At 29.6% G+C, this 16,306-nt stretch carries 16 protein-coding genes; 10 read left to right on the top strand and 6 right to left on the bottom strand.

Annotated elements, in window-relative coordinates:
- Window positions 1–16 precede the first annotated feature (16 nt).
- The 8 genes from ACQ65T_RS00835 to ACQ65T_RS00800 all read left to right on the top strand — a co-directional run bounded on the left by ACQ65T_RS00835 (window position 17) and on the right by ACQ65T_RS00800 (window position 9,286).
- Window positions 17–568, top strand: a complete 552-nt coding sequence (locus tag ACQ65T_RS00835; protein WP_430399226.1) for a serine O-acetyltransferase — start codon at window positions 17–19, stop codon at window positions 566–568.
- Window positions 569–1,690, top strand: coding sequence for a glycosyltransferase family 4 protein (locus tag ACQ65T_RS00830; RefSeq protein WP_430399225.1), 1,122 nt, complete (start codon window positions 569–571; stop codon window positions 1,688–1,690).
- A gap of 140 nt (window positions 1,691–1,830) precedes the next feature.
- Window positions 1,831–2,916, top strand: coding sequence for a glycosyltransferase (locus tag ACQ65T_RS00825; RefSeq protein ID WP_430399224.1), 1,086 nt, complete (start codon window positions 1,831–1,833; stop codon window positions 2,914–2,916).
- A 34-nt stretch (window positions 2,917–2,950) separates the two neighbouring features.
- The gene (locus ACQ65T_RS00820) at window positions 2,951–4,279 is read left to right on the top strand and encodes an O-antigen ligase family protein (protein ID WP_430399223.1); all 1,329 of its coding nucleotides are present in this window, start codon (window positions 2,951–2,953) and stop codon (window positions 4,277–4,279) included.
- On the top strand, window positions 4,263–5,225 hold the full coding sequence (locus ACQ65T_RS00815; protein WP_430399222.1) for a glycosyltransferase family 2 protein: 963 nt from the start codon (window positions 4,263–4,265) through the stop codon (window positions 5,223–5,225). The genes ACQ65T_RS00820 and ACQ65T_RS00815 overlap by 17 nt, the downstream gene beginning before the upstream one ends.
- Window positions 5,218–6,807 (top strand): hypothetical protein, encoded by a 1,590-nt coding sequence (locus ACQ65T_RS00810; RefSeq protein WP_430399221.1) that lies wholly within the window; start codon window positions 5,218–5,220, stop codon window positions 6,805–6,807. Before ACQ65T_RS00815 ends, ACQ65T_RS00810 begins: the two co-directional genes overlap by 8 nt.
- A gap of 4 nt (window positions 6,808–6,811) precedes the next feature.
- Window positions 6,812–7,822: a glycosyltransferase family 4 protein gene (locus ACQ65T_RS00805; RefSeq protein WP_430399220.1), complete on the top strand. Its 1,011-nt coding sequence runs from the start codon at window positions 6,812–6,814 to the stop codon at window positions 7,820–7,822.
- Between the two features lie 81 nt (window positions 7,823–7,903).
- Window positions 7,904–9,286, top strand: coding sequence for a sugar transferase (locus ACQ65T_RS00800; RefSeq protein ID WP_430399219.1), 1,383 nt, complete (start codon window positions 7,904–7,906; stop codon window positions 9,284–9,286).
- On the opposite strand, the gene ACQ65T_RS00795 is transcribed toward ACQ65T_RS00800, so the two are convergent.
- On the bottom strand, window positions 9,273–10,409 hold the full coding sequence (locus tag ACQ65T_RS00795; RefSeq protein WP_430399218.1) for a DUF4105 domain-containing protein: 1,137 nt from the start codon (window positions 10,407–10,409) through the stop codon (window positions 9,273–9,275). The two genes, ACQ65T_RS00800 and ACQ65T_RS00795, sit on opposite strands and share 14 nt — an antisense overlap.
- Window positions 10,410–10,418: 9 nt before the next feature.
- Window positions 10,419–11,495, bottom strand: coding sequence for a PorV/PorQ family protein (locus tag ACQ65T_RS00790; RefSeq protein WP_430399217.1), 1,077 nt, complete (start codon window positions 11,493–11,495; stop codon window positions 10,419–10,421).
- Window positions 11,496–11,699: 204 nt separating this feature from the next.
- Here ACQ65T_RS00790 and ACQ65T_RS00785 point away from each other — a divergent pair, with 204 nt between their 5' ends.
- Both ACQ65T_RS00785 and ACQ65T_RS00780 read left to right on the top strand, forming a co-directional pair.
- Window positions 11,700–12,437 (top strand): CDP-alcohol phosphatidyltransferase family protein, encoded by a 738-nt coding sequence (locus tag ACQ65T_RS00785; RefSeq protein WP_430399216.1) that lies wholly within the window; start codon window positions 11,700–11,702, stop codon window positions 12,435–12,437.
- Window positions 12,438–12,443: 6 nt separating this feature from the next.
- The gene (locus ACQ65T_RS00780) at window positions 12,444–13,292 is read left to right on the top strand and encodes a glycoside hydrolase family 25 protein (RefSeq protein ID WP_430399215.1); all 849 of its coding nucleotides are present in this window, start codon (window positions 12,444–12,446) and stop codon (window positions 13,290–13,292) included.
- A 34-nt stretch (window positions 13,293–13,326) separates the two neighbouring features.
- Here ACQ65T_RS00780 and lptB read toward each other — a convergent pair whose 3' ends face one another.
- The 4 genes from lptB to ACQ65T_RS00760 form a co-directional block, all read right to left on the bottom strand.
- A complete protein-coding gene (lptB, locus tag ACQ65T_RS00775) occupies window positions 13,327–14,067 on the bottom strand; it encodes an LPS export ABC transporter ATP-binding protein (RefSeq protein ID WP_430399214.1) in 741 nt (246 codons plus the stop codon).
- Between the two features lie 107 nt (window positions 14,068–14,174).
- A complete protein-coding gene (locus ACQ65T_RS00770) occupies window positions 14,175–14,525 on the bottom strand; it encodes a carboxymuconolactone decarboxylase family protein (protein WP_430399213.1) in 351 nt (116 codons plus the stop codon).
- A gap of 2 nt (window positions 14,526–14,527) precedes the next feature.
- A complete protein-coding gene (tatC, locus tag ACQ65T_RS00765; RefSeq protein WP_430399212.1) occupies window positions 14,528–15,340 on the bottom strand; it encodes a twin-arginine translocase subunit TatC in 813 nt (270 codons plus the stop codon).
- Entirely contained in the window at window positions 15,340–16,305 is a 966-nt protein-coding gene (locus ACQ65T_RS00760; protein WP_430399211.1) for a KpsF/GutQ family sugar-phosphate isomerase, read from the bottom strand. Before ACQ65T_RS00760 ends, tatC begins: the two co-directional genes overlap by 1 nt.
- Between the last annotated feature and the right edge of the window lies 1 nt (window position 16,306).

The following is a 16,306-nucleotide window of genomic DNA, read 5'->3' as shown; positions in this document are numbered from 1 at the left end:
TAAATAAAAAAAAAGAATGAATTGTTATAATCTCATACAATCTGATTATAAAAAGTATAAAAAATACGGAGGTAACTTTATTACCATTTTGTTTTTTACACAAGGATTTTGGGCTGTTTTCCAATATCGTGTTGCAAACAACGTGTATAAAATGAAACTGCCTATTATAAAGCAAATACTTCATGTTTTTTGTATACTATGGCAAAAAACTGTGGAAATTACAACAGGAATTTCTATTCCAGCTTCTGCTCAAATCGGACATTCATTTTACATCGGACATTTTGGAGGCATCATTTTAAATGCCAATACACAAATTGGGAATAACTGTAACATCTCTCAAGGGGTCACAATAGGTGTTTCGGGTATAGAAGAAAAAAGAGGAGTGCCAATTATTGGAAATAATGTTTATGTTGGAGCAAATAGTGTTTTAGCAGGGAAAATCATTATAAATGATGATGTGCTCATAGGGGCCTGTAGTCTAGTAAATACTAATGTAGATTCAAATAGTGTGATGCTAGGGGTTCCTGCAGTTAAAGTTTCAAGTAAAAGTTCAAAAGGATATATTTAAATGAAGAAATTAGTAGTCATTTCATCAGCTCCATTAGTTTATATTGAGGAACAATGGTTTTTATACGGTCCTTATGAAAAAGAAATGCAATTATGGGCAAAATATGCAAACGAAATTCAGTTTTGTTGTCCAGTATGGAAAGACGATAAAAAGTTGTTAATTACTAAAGTGTCTTTTCCAGTACTTCCAGTTATTGAACTGAAAGAATTTGACGTTCTTACTTTAAGAAATGCGTTTTCAGCAATTCCTAGTATATTTCAAAACCTTGGAACTATTTATAAAGCAATGCAAAAAGCCGATCACATTCACTTAAGATGCCCTGGCAACATTGCACTTTTAGCATGTTTTGTGCAAATACTATTTCCAAACAAACCAAAAACCGCTAAATACGCAGGCAATTGGGATCCAAAAAGCAAACAACCGTTAAGTTATCGCCTACAAAAATGGATATTAAGCAATACCTTTTTAACTAAAAATATGCAGGTTTTAGTATATGGTGAATGGCCTAATCAAACCCAAAACATCAAACCCTTTTTTACCGCTACTTACGCTGAAAAAGATAAGCAAGAATTAACAATACGATCATTAGATGCTGTAATTCGTTTTTTGTTTGTAGGAACACTTGCGCCAGGAAAACAACCTTTATATGCCATTCAATTAGTTGAAGAACTTCATTCGTTGGGTAAAAACGTAGTTTTAGAGCTATATGGAGAAGGTGCTTTACGAGAAGAGTTGGAAAGCTATATCCAAGAAAATCAATTACAAGAAATAGTATATTTAAAAGGAAATCAAACCAAAGAAAGTGTAGAAAAAGCCTACCAAGAAAGTCATTTTTTAATATTACCATCTAAGAGTGAAGGATGGCCAAAAGTTGTGGCCGAAGCCATGTTTTGGGGCTGTGTGCCTTTGGTTACCCCCGTTTCATGTGTACCTTATATGGTAGATTTTGGAAATAGAGGTGTTTTGCTGCAAATGAATTTAGAAGAGGATAGTGAACAAATTAAAAAGTTGCTACAAAATGATTTTGCTTATCTAGAAATGAGCAAAAACGGAATAAAATGGTCGCAACACTTTACTACTGATTTGTTTGAAAAAGAAATACAAAAGTTGTTGAGTACTTAAATGTATTGTGATTGTAAATATAGTTTGCGATTCTCTAAGACTCCTTTTTCCAGTACCCAATACCTAACACCCAACACCAAAAACATTTATTTGTATCAACTAATCCTTTTCCCTACTTTTACCACATAAAACACTAACTTTTGCCTGCAAATAAAAATGTAAAAATAGTACAATTAATCGACAGTTTAGAACCTGGAGGAGCTGAACGTATGGCGGTGAATTACGCCAATGCATTGGCGAATAAAATTACTTTTTCAGGATTAGTGGTTACTAGAAAAGAAGGAGGGTTAAAAGAATTTGTTAACCAAGAAGTTGTATATCTTTTTCTTAATAAAAAAGGGAATTTTGACTTTAAAGCATTGTTTAGCTTCCGTAAATATTGCATTCAAAATAAAATAACACACATACATGCCCATAGCTCTTCTTTTTTTTGGGCAACTTTAATAAAAGCAACAATCCCTAAGATTAAAATTATTTGGCATAATCACTTAGGAGCAAGTGATAATTTAAAAGGGTATTACTTATTTCTTTTAAAATGTTGTTCATTTTTTTTTAACTTAACGATTTCGGTCAATCCATTTTTACAATTATGGACAGATAAAAAATTAAGAACAAGCCATAATATTTATTTGGCGAACTTTCCCTCTGTAGATTTTAATAGCAATCCTACTTCCTTGTTAAAAGGTGTTGAAGGTAAAAGAATTTTATGTTTAGCAAATCTTAGGTCGGAAAAGAATCATGAACTCATTTTGAAAATAGCGGTAATGTTAAAATTGTCAAATCCTGAATGGACTTTTCATTTGGTGGGTAAAGATTTTAACGATGCCTATTCCACTAAAATTAAAAAGGAAATCATTACTTTAGATTTAGAAAAAAATGTGTATCTATACGGTTCTCAAAATGAAGTGTCTAGTCTTATTGAGCAATCTGCTTTTGGGATATTAACCTCTCTTTCGGAAGGATTGCCCGTAAGTTTGTTGGAATTTGGTATAATGGGCAAAACGGTAGTGGCGAGCAATGTAGGTGATGTAGGAAGAGTAATTATTAACAATGAAACAGGAATGCTAATTGAAGGATTTGATGAAAAAGCCTTTTGTACAGCAATTGAAAGATTAATAGAAGAACCAGAATATAGAAAATATCTTGAAAAGAATATAAAAGCCCATGTATCTAGTCATTTTTCTGAAGAAGCTATAATCACAACATATTTATCTCAAATCTACTAATACCAGTAGTGCTATTATTTTACATTAAATAAAAATGATATTAGAAACTAAATATCCAGAACTTAAAAACTTAACTTATTCTAAGTGGGTGAAGTACGCTGTGTATTCTCTTTTGTTTTCTTTTTTTTATAATTTACCAGTAATGAATTATAGTGTTACTGGGGATAATGAATTAAGATTATTTGACTTTGTAGGTGTTTTAATAATTTATATTTACTTAAAGAATAGAGATGAAATAAAGGCTGTAATATATAATGAAAAAACTCTACGATATGCATATTATTTACTCTTATGGTGTAATATAATGTGGTTTTTTACTTTAATTTTTAGTTTTGGTTTAAACAGACCTGTAAAGGCCTTACAGTCTTTATTGTATTTATATCATTTTTGGACTTTCTTTTTAGGTGCAGTTTTTCTCGTTATTTACATACAAGACTTGAAACAATTAAAAAAAATTGTAACTACTTCATTTGTTTTAGCAATTGTAACATTCTTAATTGTAATTCTTCAAAATTTAAATATAGTCCCTTTTTTATGGAGTGATGAATATCTTAGAGTATATAGTTTTTTGTCTGGAACACTTGGTCCTAATAAAATTGTTCTAGGAATGACTTGTTTGTTTATTTTTATTTTGGGCATAGGGGTGTTAAATGATAAAAATGTAAAGATTAATAAAACTATAGCAATTATAGCGACTTCTATTTCACTATTAACTCTAATTATTAGTGGTTCTAGAACAACATATGTTGCTTTGGGTGTATTTTTAGTTGTGTATTCAATTTTTAAAACTAAAAACTTTTTATATTCTGTTGTTATTTTTTCTGTTTTGGGTTTAATTCTATCTTCATTGAATATTGGAGTAGTTGAGAAAGCTATAGAGGTTTATGAAAATAGAGTTGTTAAAAAAGTCAAAAACCCTAATGATATAAAAGAGGCAAATGTAGACGAATTATATGAAGACTTAGGTTCTGGAAGAAAAGGTTTGTCGATAATGTATATTGAATACTTAATAGAGCAACCTTATATCATTCCATTTGGTGTTGGTTTTAACAACAGGCTTATGATTGGTTCTTCTGCTCATAATATGTATTTAAGTGTAATTAATGAATTGGGTTTAGTAGGTATGTTTTTGTATTTTAGATGGTTGTTGTATCCTCTTTTTATTCCAATTAAGAATTTTAAGAACATGAAGGTTGTTTTGATTGGATTAACAATTTCAATGGCAATAACATTACTTTTTGGAGAGCACTTATACATATATAGACCTTTATTTGCATTGTTAGGGTTGTACTTTTTTGTCACTACAATATTATTATCTCCTCATTATATTCTAAAAGTAAAAACGAATGAAAACAAAGAATAATAGAATAGTAGTAGTAATTCCATACTATAATGCGTCAAAGCATATTGCTTCAGTAATAAATAAATTACCAGACTATATTGATGGAATTATTATTGTAAATGATAAAAGTCCAGATGTATTACCGTTTGAGATAATTAAAAGTGAAAAAAATCAAAAGACTGAATTATTTATAATAGATTGTGAAGTGAATCTAGGAGTTGGTGGAGCAACAAAAAAAGGATTCCAATTTGCTATTGAAAAAGGATTTGATATAGTTATAAAAGTCGATGCCGATGATCAGATGGATATATCTTATTTACCTGAAATGATAAAACCACTAATCGAAAACAAAGCACATGTTTCTAAAGGCAATAGGTTCAAAAGAACAAAAGAATTGAAAAAAATGCCTTTAGTAAGAAGAATTGGTAATTTAGGGATTTCATTTTTAGCAAAAATTGCAACAGGGTATTGGAATAATTTTGACCCTACCAATGGTTTTATAGCAATTAAAACGAATGTTTTAAAAGATATCGATTTCGAAAATTTATCCAATCGATATTTCTTTGAAACATCATTACTTTCTGAATTTTATTTTAATGGAGTTAAAATAAAAGATATTACAATGCCAGCTATTTATGGGGATGAAAAATCAAGCATGAAGGTTTGGAAGATGCCATTTGTTTTTTCATTTAATTTGTTGAAATTATTTGTCAAAAGAATTCTCAAAAGTTATTTTTTATATGATTTTAATATTGGTTCTGTTTATTTAATTTTTGGGAAGCTTCTATTTTTGTTCGGACTTATTTTTGGAGGTATGAATTGGCATCACTATGCACAAATTAAGACACCTACACCAACAGGTACTATTATGATTGCAACAATTAGTTTGATACTTGGGTTTCAATTATTGCTACAGTTTATTCAATATGATATTTTTAACGCACCAAAAGTGGTAGATAATGAGTAGAAAACAAATTTTATTTATTGTTGCTTTTAATTTGTTGATCGCAATTGGTTTTTATTTAGACAACTTGGGGGTTGGGTTTTCTGAGCTGTCTACAGATTCTCAAAATGCAATTCCAGTATGTTATAAAATTGATGATCCAGACCTTTTTAAAGAGGACTTATATCTTAATACATTAGATAATGTAAAGTATTATACTCCGTTTTACATTGAAACCATCCGTTTCTTTTCAAAAATTTCTGAGGGTGATTATATTGCAGGAATTAATTTTTTTGCAACAATCCTTCATTTTTTATATGGGGTGTTGTGGTTTTTAGGTTTTTATGTTTTCTTTAAAAAAGATTTTTGGATTTCTTTTTTATTGTCTGTAATTGTCAGGGGTATTGTATGGTTACCAGGTTATGAAATTTGGGGGATATCTGATTTATGGACCATAATGCCAAGAACTTTTTATATAGCGTTTTTACCTATTCCTTTTTTGTTTTTGCACAAAGCAGAGAAGAGTGTAAAATATCTTTTGTTAGCCTTTTTTACAATTGGTCTTATATTTAATTTTCATCCAATTACTGGAATAGGGGGAGTTTTACTGTTTCTTGGTGTTGTAGGAGGGTATTGTGTTTTCCATAAGGAACAAATTAATTTCAAGGCTCTTCTTATAGGATTGATAATGATGGTGTTAGGAATGCTTCCGTTTGTGATGACTTATTTTACCAAAACAGATACGTCTGTTCAGTATGATTTAAATGACTATGCATTAGCTTTTAATGCACGTATACCTTCTTTTTTTACGGATATTTCTAAATATTCTTTACAATGGCTTAAGCCAAAAACACTATTTTTTGTGTTGCCTATTTTAGGGTTATTTATCCTTTCCTTTTATAAAAATAAGTACAAGAAAACTTTTTGGATAGTTTTTATTGCATTTATTTTTACCATGATTTTTCCTTTACTTTCTATTGTAGTTGAAAATTTTATCAACAATCAGTTTGATAAGAATTTACGAATGTCTTTTCAGTTAGTTAGAGCACAAAAAACAATGATTGTTTTAGGGCTATTTTCTTTAGGTATTTTGCTCATTGAAGCTGCAAAAAAGTTCAGTGAAAAAACGAAAGCTATTGGTGTGTTAACTTTTGTGGCTCTTGTAGCTTTTTCTAAACTTTCTGTTTTTAATAATATTCCGTTTTTCTCTGACGATATCTCCAGAACGGTATTTCCTATGTTTTCTGAGATTATTGCAAAACCAGAGTCTAAATTAAAACCCATAGACAGACTTTCTGTATTTATAGAAAAAAATACCCATCAAGATGCATTGTTTGCAGATTATTTTATTTTAAGAAGTGCCGCAAAACGATCAGTTATTTTAGATGGTAAAGGGGCGTCTATGCTTATCGAAGGAAATCCTCATCAATTTATCAATTGGTATAAAAATTTAAATGAATTAAAATCAAGTAAGAATTTTCAAGATAGTATTCAATATTATAAAGAAAAAGGAGTGGACTACCTTATTTTTGAAAAGGAGAGAAAGAAAAAGGAATTAGAGTTAACTTATAATGAAGATAATCTTTTTTTATATAAAATAAATTAATATTTTGATTAAACTTCTCTACATAGGTAATGCCATTTCCAAGCACGGATATAATAAAACCACTGTTGAAACTTTAGGGAAATCTTTTGAAGAGGAAGGATATGTTGTTTTTTATACATCCAGTAAGAAAAATCAACTGTTGCGTTTAGTGGATATGATTTTGACAACCTTTAAATACGCAAAAAAAGTCGATTATATTATTATAGATACCTACAGTACTTCGAGTTTTTGGTATGCTTTTTTGTGCAGTCAAATAGCGCGAGTGTTTCAAACAAAATACATTCCTATTTTACACGGTGGAGATTTGCCGAAGCGTCTAGATAGTCATCCAAAATTATGTAAAATGCTTTTTAAAAACGCTTTTAAAAATGTGGCGCCTTCTAATTATTTATTATCTGAATTTGCCAAAAGGGGTTTTCAAAATTTAGAATATATTCCTAACAGTATTGAACTCAATAATTATCCGTTTAAGGTGAGAAAATCATTTGAACCTAAATTATTATGGGTAAGAGCTTTTGCTACGATATACAACCCTAAAATGGCGGTTGATGTTTTAAAGAAATTGCAAGTTCGTTTTCCAAATACTTCGCTTACTATGGTAGGACCTGATAAAGACGGAAGCATGGAAACTACCAAGCAATACGCTAAACAATTAGATGTTGAAGTGTGTTTTACGAATAGATTAAGTAAAAAGGAATGGATTGATTTATCAGTAAATTACGATTTTTTTATAAACACTACTCATTTTGATAACACACCAATTAGTGTTATGGAGGCCATGGCTTTAGGTTTGCCAATTATTTCTACTAATGTTGGTGGCATTCCTTTTTTGTTAAAAAACAATGAAAACGCTATATTAGTAAATGACAACGATAGTGATCATATGGCTAATTCTATTATTAGCTTAATTGAAAATCAAGAAATAGCATTATTGCTATCAAAAAAGGGAAGGGTCTTTGTTGAACAAATGGACTGGACAGTGGTCAAAAATCAATGGATTAAGCTCTTAAGTTAGTAACTTGAGGAAATCCGCAAAAAGTTGTTAAATCTTTAATAGATATTTTGTTTCTTTGTTGTGAATAAAAGTTTTAAAAACATGTCTACAAGTAATAAAATACATTTTGAAATTTCGGAGAGAAAAATTCTCTTAAGGATTTTTGATGTGTTTTTTATTCTAGGGACTTTACATTTAATAAGTCATTATTTTAGATTTGATTATTTTTCAATAAGACAAGATAACTATTATTGGGCTATACTTCTAGCTGCTTATATTACTATTATAGGAACTGTTTTTGATATGTATAATTTGCAAACGGCAAGTAATAAATATCAAACACTTAAAAGTGTAATTTTAACTACTTCTGTAACTACTTTACTCTATCTTTTAACACCTTTTTTTACACCTGTTTTACCATCTAACAGGTTGCAAATTATTTTATTTTATTTGTCAATTTTAGTTTCATTATTAATTTGGAGAAATCTATACATTACTTTTTTGGCAACAAATCGATTTATAAAAAGGGTAGTTTTTATTGGAGGAGCTAAGAAAATGAATGAATTAATAAACAGGTTAACAAAAGCCAATCCTCACTTTCAAATAGTTGGATTTGTAACAACCGATGATAAAGAAGTTGAGAGTGAAATTCCTCAAATCAAAATATCAGATTTAAAATCAATTGTTCACCTAAATTCAGTTTCAGAAATTATCGTTACGGATGAGACAAATAAATCGATTAATTTTGAACAATATGAAATTCTCCTTCAGTTTTTAGAAAGTGGGATTGTAATTAGACAGTATTCGGATGTTTATGAGCAAATAACAAATAGACTTCCATTGCAGGCTGAAGATAAAGAGTTGTTTAAGTTTTTTCCTTTTAGTAGAAGTAATCAAAATAAATTATATTTATTTTATAGTCGTTTCTTTGATATCTTTTTCGCATTTGTTGGTTTATCATTTTTGTTAATCATACTGCCAATTCTTTTTGTGTTTAATTTAGTTTGGAACAGAGGTCCTATGTTTTATACACAGGAAAGGGTTGGTAAAAACGGTATTCCGTTTAAAATTTATAAATTAAGAAGTATGATTATAAATGCAGAAAAAGAAGGTGCTGTTTTTGCGACAACAAATGATACTCGAGTAACAACTTTTGGAAGGTTTATTAGAAAGTCTAGGTTAGACGAGATTCCTCAATTCATTAATGTTTTATTAGGTGAAATGGCACTGATTGGCCCAAGACCAGAACGGCCAGTATTTGTAGATAAAATTGCAAAAAAAATACCTTTATACCAAACAAGACATGTTGTTAAGCCAGGTTTAACGGGTTGGGCACAAGTAAATTACTCTTATGGAGAAAGTATAGAAGATAGTCTCATGAAATTGAGGTATGATTTATTCTATATTAAACACAGAAGTTTATTCTTAGATTTGAATATAGTACTTAAAACATTAAACACAGTTTTGTTCTTTAAAGGACAATAGTCTTCTTAATTTTAGTTTCTTTTTTACACGTTATTATAATTCTACTCACAATTACAAAATGCGCAATTGTAAAGGGTAATAAAAGCATTAGATCTACTTTGTTAATAATTAGCAAAAAGTGAAGAATTATGCATATTAAATTAATTCTTCCCCATGTGATTATAATTTTTGAATTTCGTTTATATAAAGAAAAAATAAAACAACATAATAAAGGATTAAATAGTAAGATATTATAATTCCATAGCACTTCTTCGTGAAAAGAATATATTCCTACTAATAATAAAAAAACACCTAATAAGGCAATGATTGTAAAATAAACAGAAATAATTTTCTTGTTATTAATAAATACAATTAAAGCTAAAAGTAAAATAATAAGATAAGGTGAATTGATTAAAGATTCTTTGAACTCTAACTTTTCAGCTTCAAAAATAGTTTTGTTGTTTTCAACTAATAATTTTCCGTTATATTGTGAATTTTTTAAAACCGAATGCAGTTCTAGAGGTAAAAAAAGTGTCTCAGCTTTTCTGTCCACTTTTTCTCCAAAAATGATGTTAATTCCTAGTTTTTCAAAATAATGATTTTCCAAATAAGGATAAAGTATATCTCTGTATGAAAATGCAATAGGTTTAACAGTTGTAATGATTTCTTCTCCTAAAATTTCATTGATTTTGTCAATTACCATTGTGGTGCAGTTACGGTCAATAAACTTATAAGTATAAAATCTGTCGTCACTAAATAATGAACTGTTTAAATTCTTATATAGTTCTTGTTTTTTTTCTATGGAAATATTTAATTCTTGTTCGTAAATAGACCTGTTTTCATATTTATAACTGTATTCAAAATCTTGATAGCTATTTGTAGTAACAAAATATTGTAAATCGCCTTTTACAAATTTTAGCATAAAATTAGGGGTGTCAAAGTCAAATGCTCCATAATTATACACAATATCAATTCCTCTTAATGAATCTTTAATTCTAATACCTGTATGCCCATATAAAGAGTATGATTCATTACCTGTTCCACAAGTAAGAATACTAACTTTTGAGGATTCAGTTAACGAGTTGCTTTGAGAATAATTGCTTATTGAAAATAAAAAAAGAAAGAATGTGTAAAGTTTTTTCATTAGTGAATTTTAACGTCTAAAAATATCAAAATCAATTTTTAAAGAGAAAATGTTTGAATAAAGTGCCGCACTTTGATCACCTAAATCGGTAAGAGCATAATCAATTTGAATGCCTTTATATTTAAAACCAAGACCTATATTAGGTTGAAAGCTTAATTTATTCGAATTGTCTATTTGTGTAATTTGTTGAAAATTTCCAACACCACCTCTTAAGTAAACCAAATCTACATAACCAAATTCAAAACCTAAAGCAGGATCGATACTTACTAAGCTAGTAGAAATAATGTCGTTGGTTTGTGTAAACTGCATGTTTAAATTCGCGGCAGCAGTTAGGCTATAATCGTATCGAATAATGTATTTTTTTGCAATTCCTAGTTGAGCTTTTGGTAAGGTAATTTCAGATGTTTCAGGTAATTCTTGATTCTCTCCTGGAACTGCATCTTTAATTTCATTGTACTTATCCTCATCAATAGTCCAAGTGTTATATGTTGTGGTTATGTCTCTTAACATTAATCCGAATTTCCAGTCTTCTTCATCACTAATGTATTGTAGTCCTAAATCAAATCCAAATCCCCATGAGTTTGCAAAATCTCCAATTACTCTTCTAATGACTTTACCGTTAACCCCAATGTTCAATCCATCAATGGGTAAACTTCTTGCATACGAAACAGTTAAAGCATAATCTGCAGTAGAGAAGAGAGAAATTCTGTTGTAATCAATATTTCCTTGGCTATCTATTAACTGTGTAGTGTTTAATATGTCGTCAACTCCAAAACGAATTAAGGAAATTCCTACGGCGCTTTCTGTATCGAGTGGCATTGCAAAACCAGCATAGTCATATTGGGCTATGTTAGCAAAGTAACTAGCGTGCATAATTGCAATCTGACTATCTTCTAATTTTATTAACCCTGCAGGATTCCAATATCCCGAGTTAACATCGCTACTTTGAGCAGTAACAGCATTACTCATTCCAAGTGCAGCTGCATCAACACCAATACTCAAAAATTCATTAGAGTATTTTCTAACTGATTGACCAAAAGATAATAATGATTGTAAAAAAATAATGAATATAAAGGTCTTTTTCAAAGCCGTTTTAATTTTTACAAATATCTAATAAAATTCTTAATTACTAAACTCAATTTCTATTAACTTATTGTATTACATTTGCTTTAAATAATTTGAAGCCACTCATTTGGTTTTGTATATTTGTACCTTTAGCATGAGATAAATTACATTATGTGTTTATTCAGATAGCTCTAAAAATATTAAAACAAAGTTATTATTTAATATATGAACATTAAAAAACATATTCCAAACGCATTGACTCTTTTAAATCTATTAAGCGGTTTACTTGCTCTTATTGCAATTTTTAATGGCTTTTATGACCATGCCTTTATTTTTGTTTCGTTAGGAATATTTTTTGATTTTTGGGACGGCTTCTTGGCACGTAAGTTTGGTGTTGCTGGTCCGCTAGGTGTTCAATTAGATTCCCTTGCGGATATGGTTACTAGTGGTGTAGTTCCTGGTTTATTAATGTATAAATTGTTTGATACGATTCAGCAAAATCAACCAGAATATATGCTTACTGAGGAGACTTTTTATATGGGGGTTATTCCTTATTTTGGGTTTTTAATTACTTTAGCTTCATGTTATCGTTTGGCTAATTTTAATATTGATACCAGACAAACAAATTCCTTTATTGGTTTGCCAACTCCTGCAAATGCTATGTTGATTGTTAGTATCCCAATGATTCAATATTTTGGTAGATACGAGTGGATTAATGTTGCGTTAGATAATCCATATGTGTTATTAGCGATTACTTTAATAAGTACTTTTCTATTAAATGCTGAAATTCCTTTATTCTCTTTAAAATTTAAAAAGTTGAATTGGGTTGAAGCAAAACTTCAAATTTCTTTTACTGTTTTTGCTGTAATTATGCTAATTGTTTTAAAATTTGTAGCAATTCCTTTAATTATTGTTTCTTACATAGTACTTTCTTTGGTGCTAAATTCGTTATCTAAAAAATAACATCATTTGGCTACGAGAAAGAGAGTAGTTGTAAAAAGAACTACAAAAAAGAAAACCTCTAATTATCATTTTAAAATAATAACATCGGGAATTTTATTGCTGATGGTAATTATTATTGGGTATAAGTATCACACACGGTTTTTATCTTATTTAGGTTTTATACCTGAAAGACCCTATAGTTCTTTATCCGAAGAGGAAAGAAAAATTTCAAACGAACATATTGAAAAGGTTTTGTTAAATCATGATGATAAAGCATTAGGTTTTGATGTTTCTGAATACCAAAGTGTAATTGATTGGGAAAAGACGTATAACATTGATGAATCTTTCGAATTGTCATTTGTTTTCATTCGTGCAACTGCGGGAAATAATAAAGTAGACAGAAGGTTTAAAGAAAATTGGAAAAACGCAAAGCAAAGAAATTTAATTTGTGGTGCTTATCATTATTATCGTCCTAACGAAAATTCAATTGAACAAGCCAATAATTTCATTCAAACAGTACAACTTAAAAAAGGCGACTTGCCACCGGTTTTAGATATTGAAAAATTACCTAAAACACAATCCATTGCTAATTTAAAACTGGGTTTAAAAAGATGGTTAGATGTTGTTGAAAAGCATTATAAAGTAAAACCAATTATTTATTCTGGTGAAAGTTATTATAACGATTTTTTAAAAGATGAGTTCTCTGATTACCCTTTTTGGATTGCAAATTATAATTTTTGGATAAAAGAGATCAAAGACGAATGGGACTTTTGGCAATTTACCGAAAATGGTGAAGTTGATGGAATAAAAGGAAGATTGGACTTAAATGTATATAATGGTTCGGTTTTATCGCTTCAAAACAAGTGTATAAAATAAAAGCTTTACATTTCTGCAAAGCTTTTTATATCATTTAAAATTCTATTTTCTTTTTTCGTAATTCAAAATTCTGACCTAAGTACACTCTTCTTACCATTTCATCTTCTACTAATTCTTCGGGTTTACCCGCTTTTAAAATTCCACCTTCAAACATTAAATAGGTTTTGTCAGTAATAGCAAGTGTTTCCTGAACGTTATGATCGGTAATTAAAATCCCTATATTTTTATTTTTTAATTGTGCTACAATTCGTTGAATGTCTTCTACAGCAACAGGGTCGACTCCAGCGAAAGGTTCGTCTAATAAAATGAATTTAGGATCGGTTGCTAAACAACGTGCAATTTCTGTTCTTCTTCTTTCTCCTCCGGAAAGTAAATCTCCTCTATTGGTTCTAATGTGTTCCAAAGAAAATTCAGAAATTAATTCTTCCATTTTAGCTTCTTGTTCTTGCTTTGTTTTGTTTGTTAATTGAAGTACGCTTAATATATTATCCTCAATACTTAGTTTTCTAAAAACAGAAGCTTCTTGAGCTAAATAACCAATACCGTTTTGTGCTCTTTTGAACATTGGGAAATTAGTGATGTTTAAATCATCTAAATATATGTTTCCGCTATTTGGCTTAACTAGCCCTACAATCATATAAAATGAAGTTGTTTTCCCTGCTCCATTAGGTCCTAATAGACCTACAATTTCTCCTTGATTAACTTCAACAGAAATGCCTTTAACGACACTCCTTTTTTTATACGTTTTGACTAAATTTTCTGCTCTTAGTTTCATATTATGGTTATGAGTTTAAAAGTTTATGGGTTTAAAAGGGAACATTTAGCCACAAATAAACGAATAAACAATTTAACAGTTAAGCGATTTAACAATAATTTATCCTGTTACTGAACACTTTCTTCCAATGCCTCCCAAAACTCATAAGCCCTTCTTAAATGAGGGATTACAATTGTTCCTCCTACTAAAGTAGCTATTCCCATTGCTTCCATCATTTCTTCTTTGGTAATTCCGTTTTTAAATGCAGTTTCTAAATGGTATTTAATGCAATCGTCACATCTTAAAACTGAAGAAGCAACTAGCCCTAAAAGCTCTTTTGTTTTAACATCTAAAGCACCTTCTGCGTATGCATTCGTGTCTAAATTAAAAATTCTTTTTACTATTTTATTGTTGTCAGCCAAAAGTTTATCATTCATTTTAGAACGATAATCATTAAATTCTTGTACTAAATTTGACATAATTATTGGGGTTTTTCTTGTTTTTTATAAACGATAACACTTATTAAAATACTCAACTCATATAAAATCATGATTGGAATTGCTACTATGATTTGGCTAATTACATCTGGAGGCGTAATAATAGCTGAAAGAATTAATACAATTACAAGTGTGTATTTACGATAAGTTCTAAGCGAACTTGGAGTTACTATTCCTAATTTAGTTAAAAAGTAAATCACTATTGGCAATTCAAATAATAGCCCGCAAGCAACTGTTGATGATCTCAATAAACTGATGTAAGAGCTTAAATCAATATCATTAAAAATTTCTTTACTTACATTGTAATTTGCTAAAAAGTTAACAGATAAAGGAGCAATTACAAAATAACCAAATAATACACCAGTGAAAAATAAAACAGAAGCAGTAATGATAAATAATACTGCATATTTTTTTTCATTATCATATAGAGCAGGTCTTATGAATTTCCAAAATTCCCAAATAATAAATGGGAACCCTAAAATGAATCCAGCTGTTATGGAAGTCCACATGTGAGCTGAAAATTGTCCGCCCATTTCCCTACTTTGAATTCGCATAGGGATTTCGGTAACACAAAGACTTTTATCTAATCCAAATTCTTGAGATAAGTCACAAAAAAAACGATATGTAATAAAGTCTACATTTTTAGGGCCAAATAAAATTTCGTCAAATATAAAGTCGCTAAAAAAGAATGCAATTGTTGCACAAGCAAGAATGGCAATTGTGCTTCTTATTAAAAGCCATCTTAATTCTTCAAGATGATCTAAAAAAGACATTTCACTCAAATTCTTCTTTGCCATTATACAATTCCTTCTTTTAAAATATCGTGTAAATGTAAAACACCTAAATATTTATTGTCTTCTAAAACAACTAATTGTGTTATAGAATTATTTTCAAGAATATCTAAAGCCTCTGAAACTAATATTGAAGAACTAATGTTTTTAGGGTTTTTAGTCATAATATCTTGCGCTTCTAAATCTGCAAAAGTATCACGTGTGTTAAGCATTCTTCTAATATCACCATCAGTAATAATTCCTATAACGGTATTGTTTTCAACAACAGCTGTAACACCAAGTCTTTTTTCGGATATTTCCATAATCACCTTCTTAATACTGTCATTAGGTGAAACTTGTGGTTTATGTGTTGTGTCCAGCATATCTTTAACTTTCAACAACAATTTTTTTCCTAATGCTCCACCAGGATGATATATAGCAAAGTCTTCATTTTTAAAATTTCTAACTTCCATTAAAGCTACAGCTAAAGCATCACCTAAAACCAATTGAGCAGTAGTGCTGTTTGTTGGAGCTAAATTATTAGGACAGGCTTCATTGTCTACATGAGCATGTAGAATGAAATGAGATTCTTTTCCTAAAAAAGAATTTAAATCAGATGTCATTCCTATTAGTGTATTGCCAAATCTTTTTAAAAGAGGCACTAAAACTTTAATTTCAGGGCTGTTTCCGCTTTTTGAAATACATATAATTACATCTTCAGGAAGAACCATTCCTAAATCGCCATGAACTGCTTCAGACGCATGTAGGAAAATAGAAGGTGTTCCGGTTGAATTTAAAGTTGCAACTATTTTTTGAGCAATAATTGCACTTTTTCCAATACCTGTAATAACAAGTCTTCCTTTAGATTTGAAGATTATCTCTACACTTTTTGCGAAATCATCCGTTAAATAATTAACCAAATTTGCAACACTTTCGCTTTCGGCTAAAATTGTTTTTTTGGCAGATTCTAAAATTGTAGTTGTAGTATTCAAA

The sequence above is a fragment of the Flavobacterium sp. genome, from assembly GCF_965284515.1.
In the GTDB taxonomy this organism is placed as follows: Bacteria; Bacteroidota; Bacteroidia; order Flavobacteriales; family Flavobacteriaceae; genus Flavobacterium.
Note: the sequence above shows the minus strand (reverse complement) of the source record. Positions and strands in the feature narration are given on the sequence as shown.

Bases quoted from the DNA above. Each gene is read 5' to 3' on its own strand.
- ACQ65T_RS00835 (WP_430399226.1), top strand. From the start codon at position 17: ATGAATTGTTATAATCTCATACAATCTGATTATAAAAAGTATAAAAAA.
- ACQ65T_RS00830 (WP_430399225.1), top strand. From the start codon at position 569: ATGAAGAAATTAGTAGTCATTTCATCAGCTCCATTAGTTTATATTGAG.
- ACQ65T_RS00820 (WP_430399223.1), top strand. From the start codon at position 2,951: ATGATATTAGAAACTAAATATCCAGAACTTAAAAACTTAACTTATTCT.
- ACQ65T_RS00815 (WP_430399222.1), top strand. From the start codon at position 4,263: ATGAAAACAAAGAATAATAGAATAGTAGTAGTAATTCCATACTATAAT.
- ACQ65T_RS00810 (WP_430399221.1), top strand. From the start codon at position 5,218: ATGAGTAGAAAACAAATTTTATTTATTGTTGCTTTTAATTTGTTGATC.
- ACQ65T_RS00800 (WP_430399219.1), top strand. From the start codon at position 7,904: ATGTCTACAAGTAATAAAATACATTTTGAAATTTCGGAGAGAAAAATT.
- ACQ65T_RS00795 (WP_430399218.1), bottom strand. From the start codon at position 10,409: ATGAAAAAACTTTACACATTCTTTCTTTTTTTATTTTCAATAAGCAAT.
- ACQ65T_RS00785 (WP_430399216.1), top strand. From the start codon at position 11,700: ATGAACATTAAAAAACATATTCCAAACGCATTGACTCTTTTAAATCTA.
- lptB (WP_430399214.1), bottom strand. From the start codon at position 14,067: ATGAAACTAAGAGCAGAAAATTTAGTCAAAACGTATAAAAAAAGGAGT.
- ACQ65T_RS00770 (WP_430399213.1), bottom strand. From the start codon at position 14,525: ATGTCAAATTTAGTACAAGAATTTAATGATTATCGTTCTAAAATGAAT.
- tatC (WP_430399212.1), bottom strand. From the start codon at position 15,340: ATGGCAAAGAAGAATTTGAGTGAAATGTCTTTTTTAGATCATCTTGAA.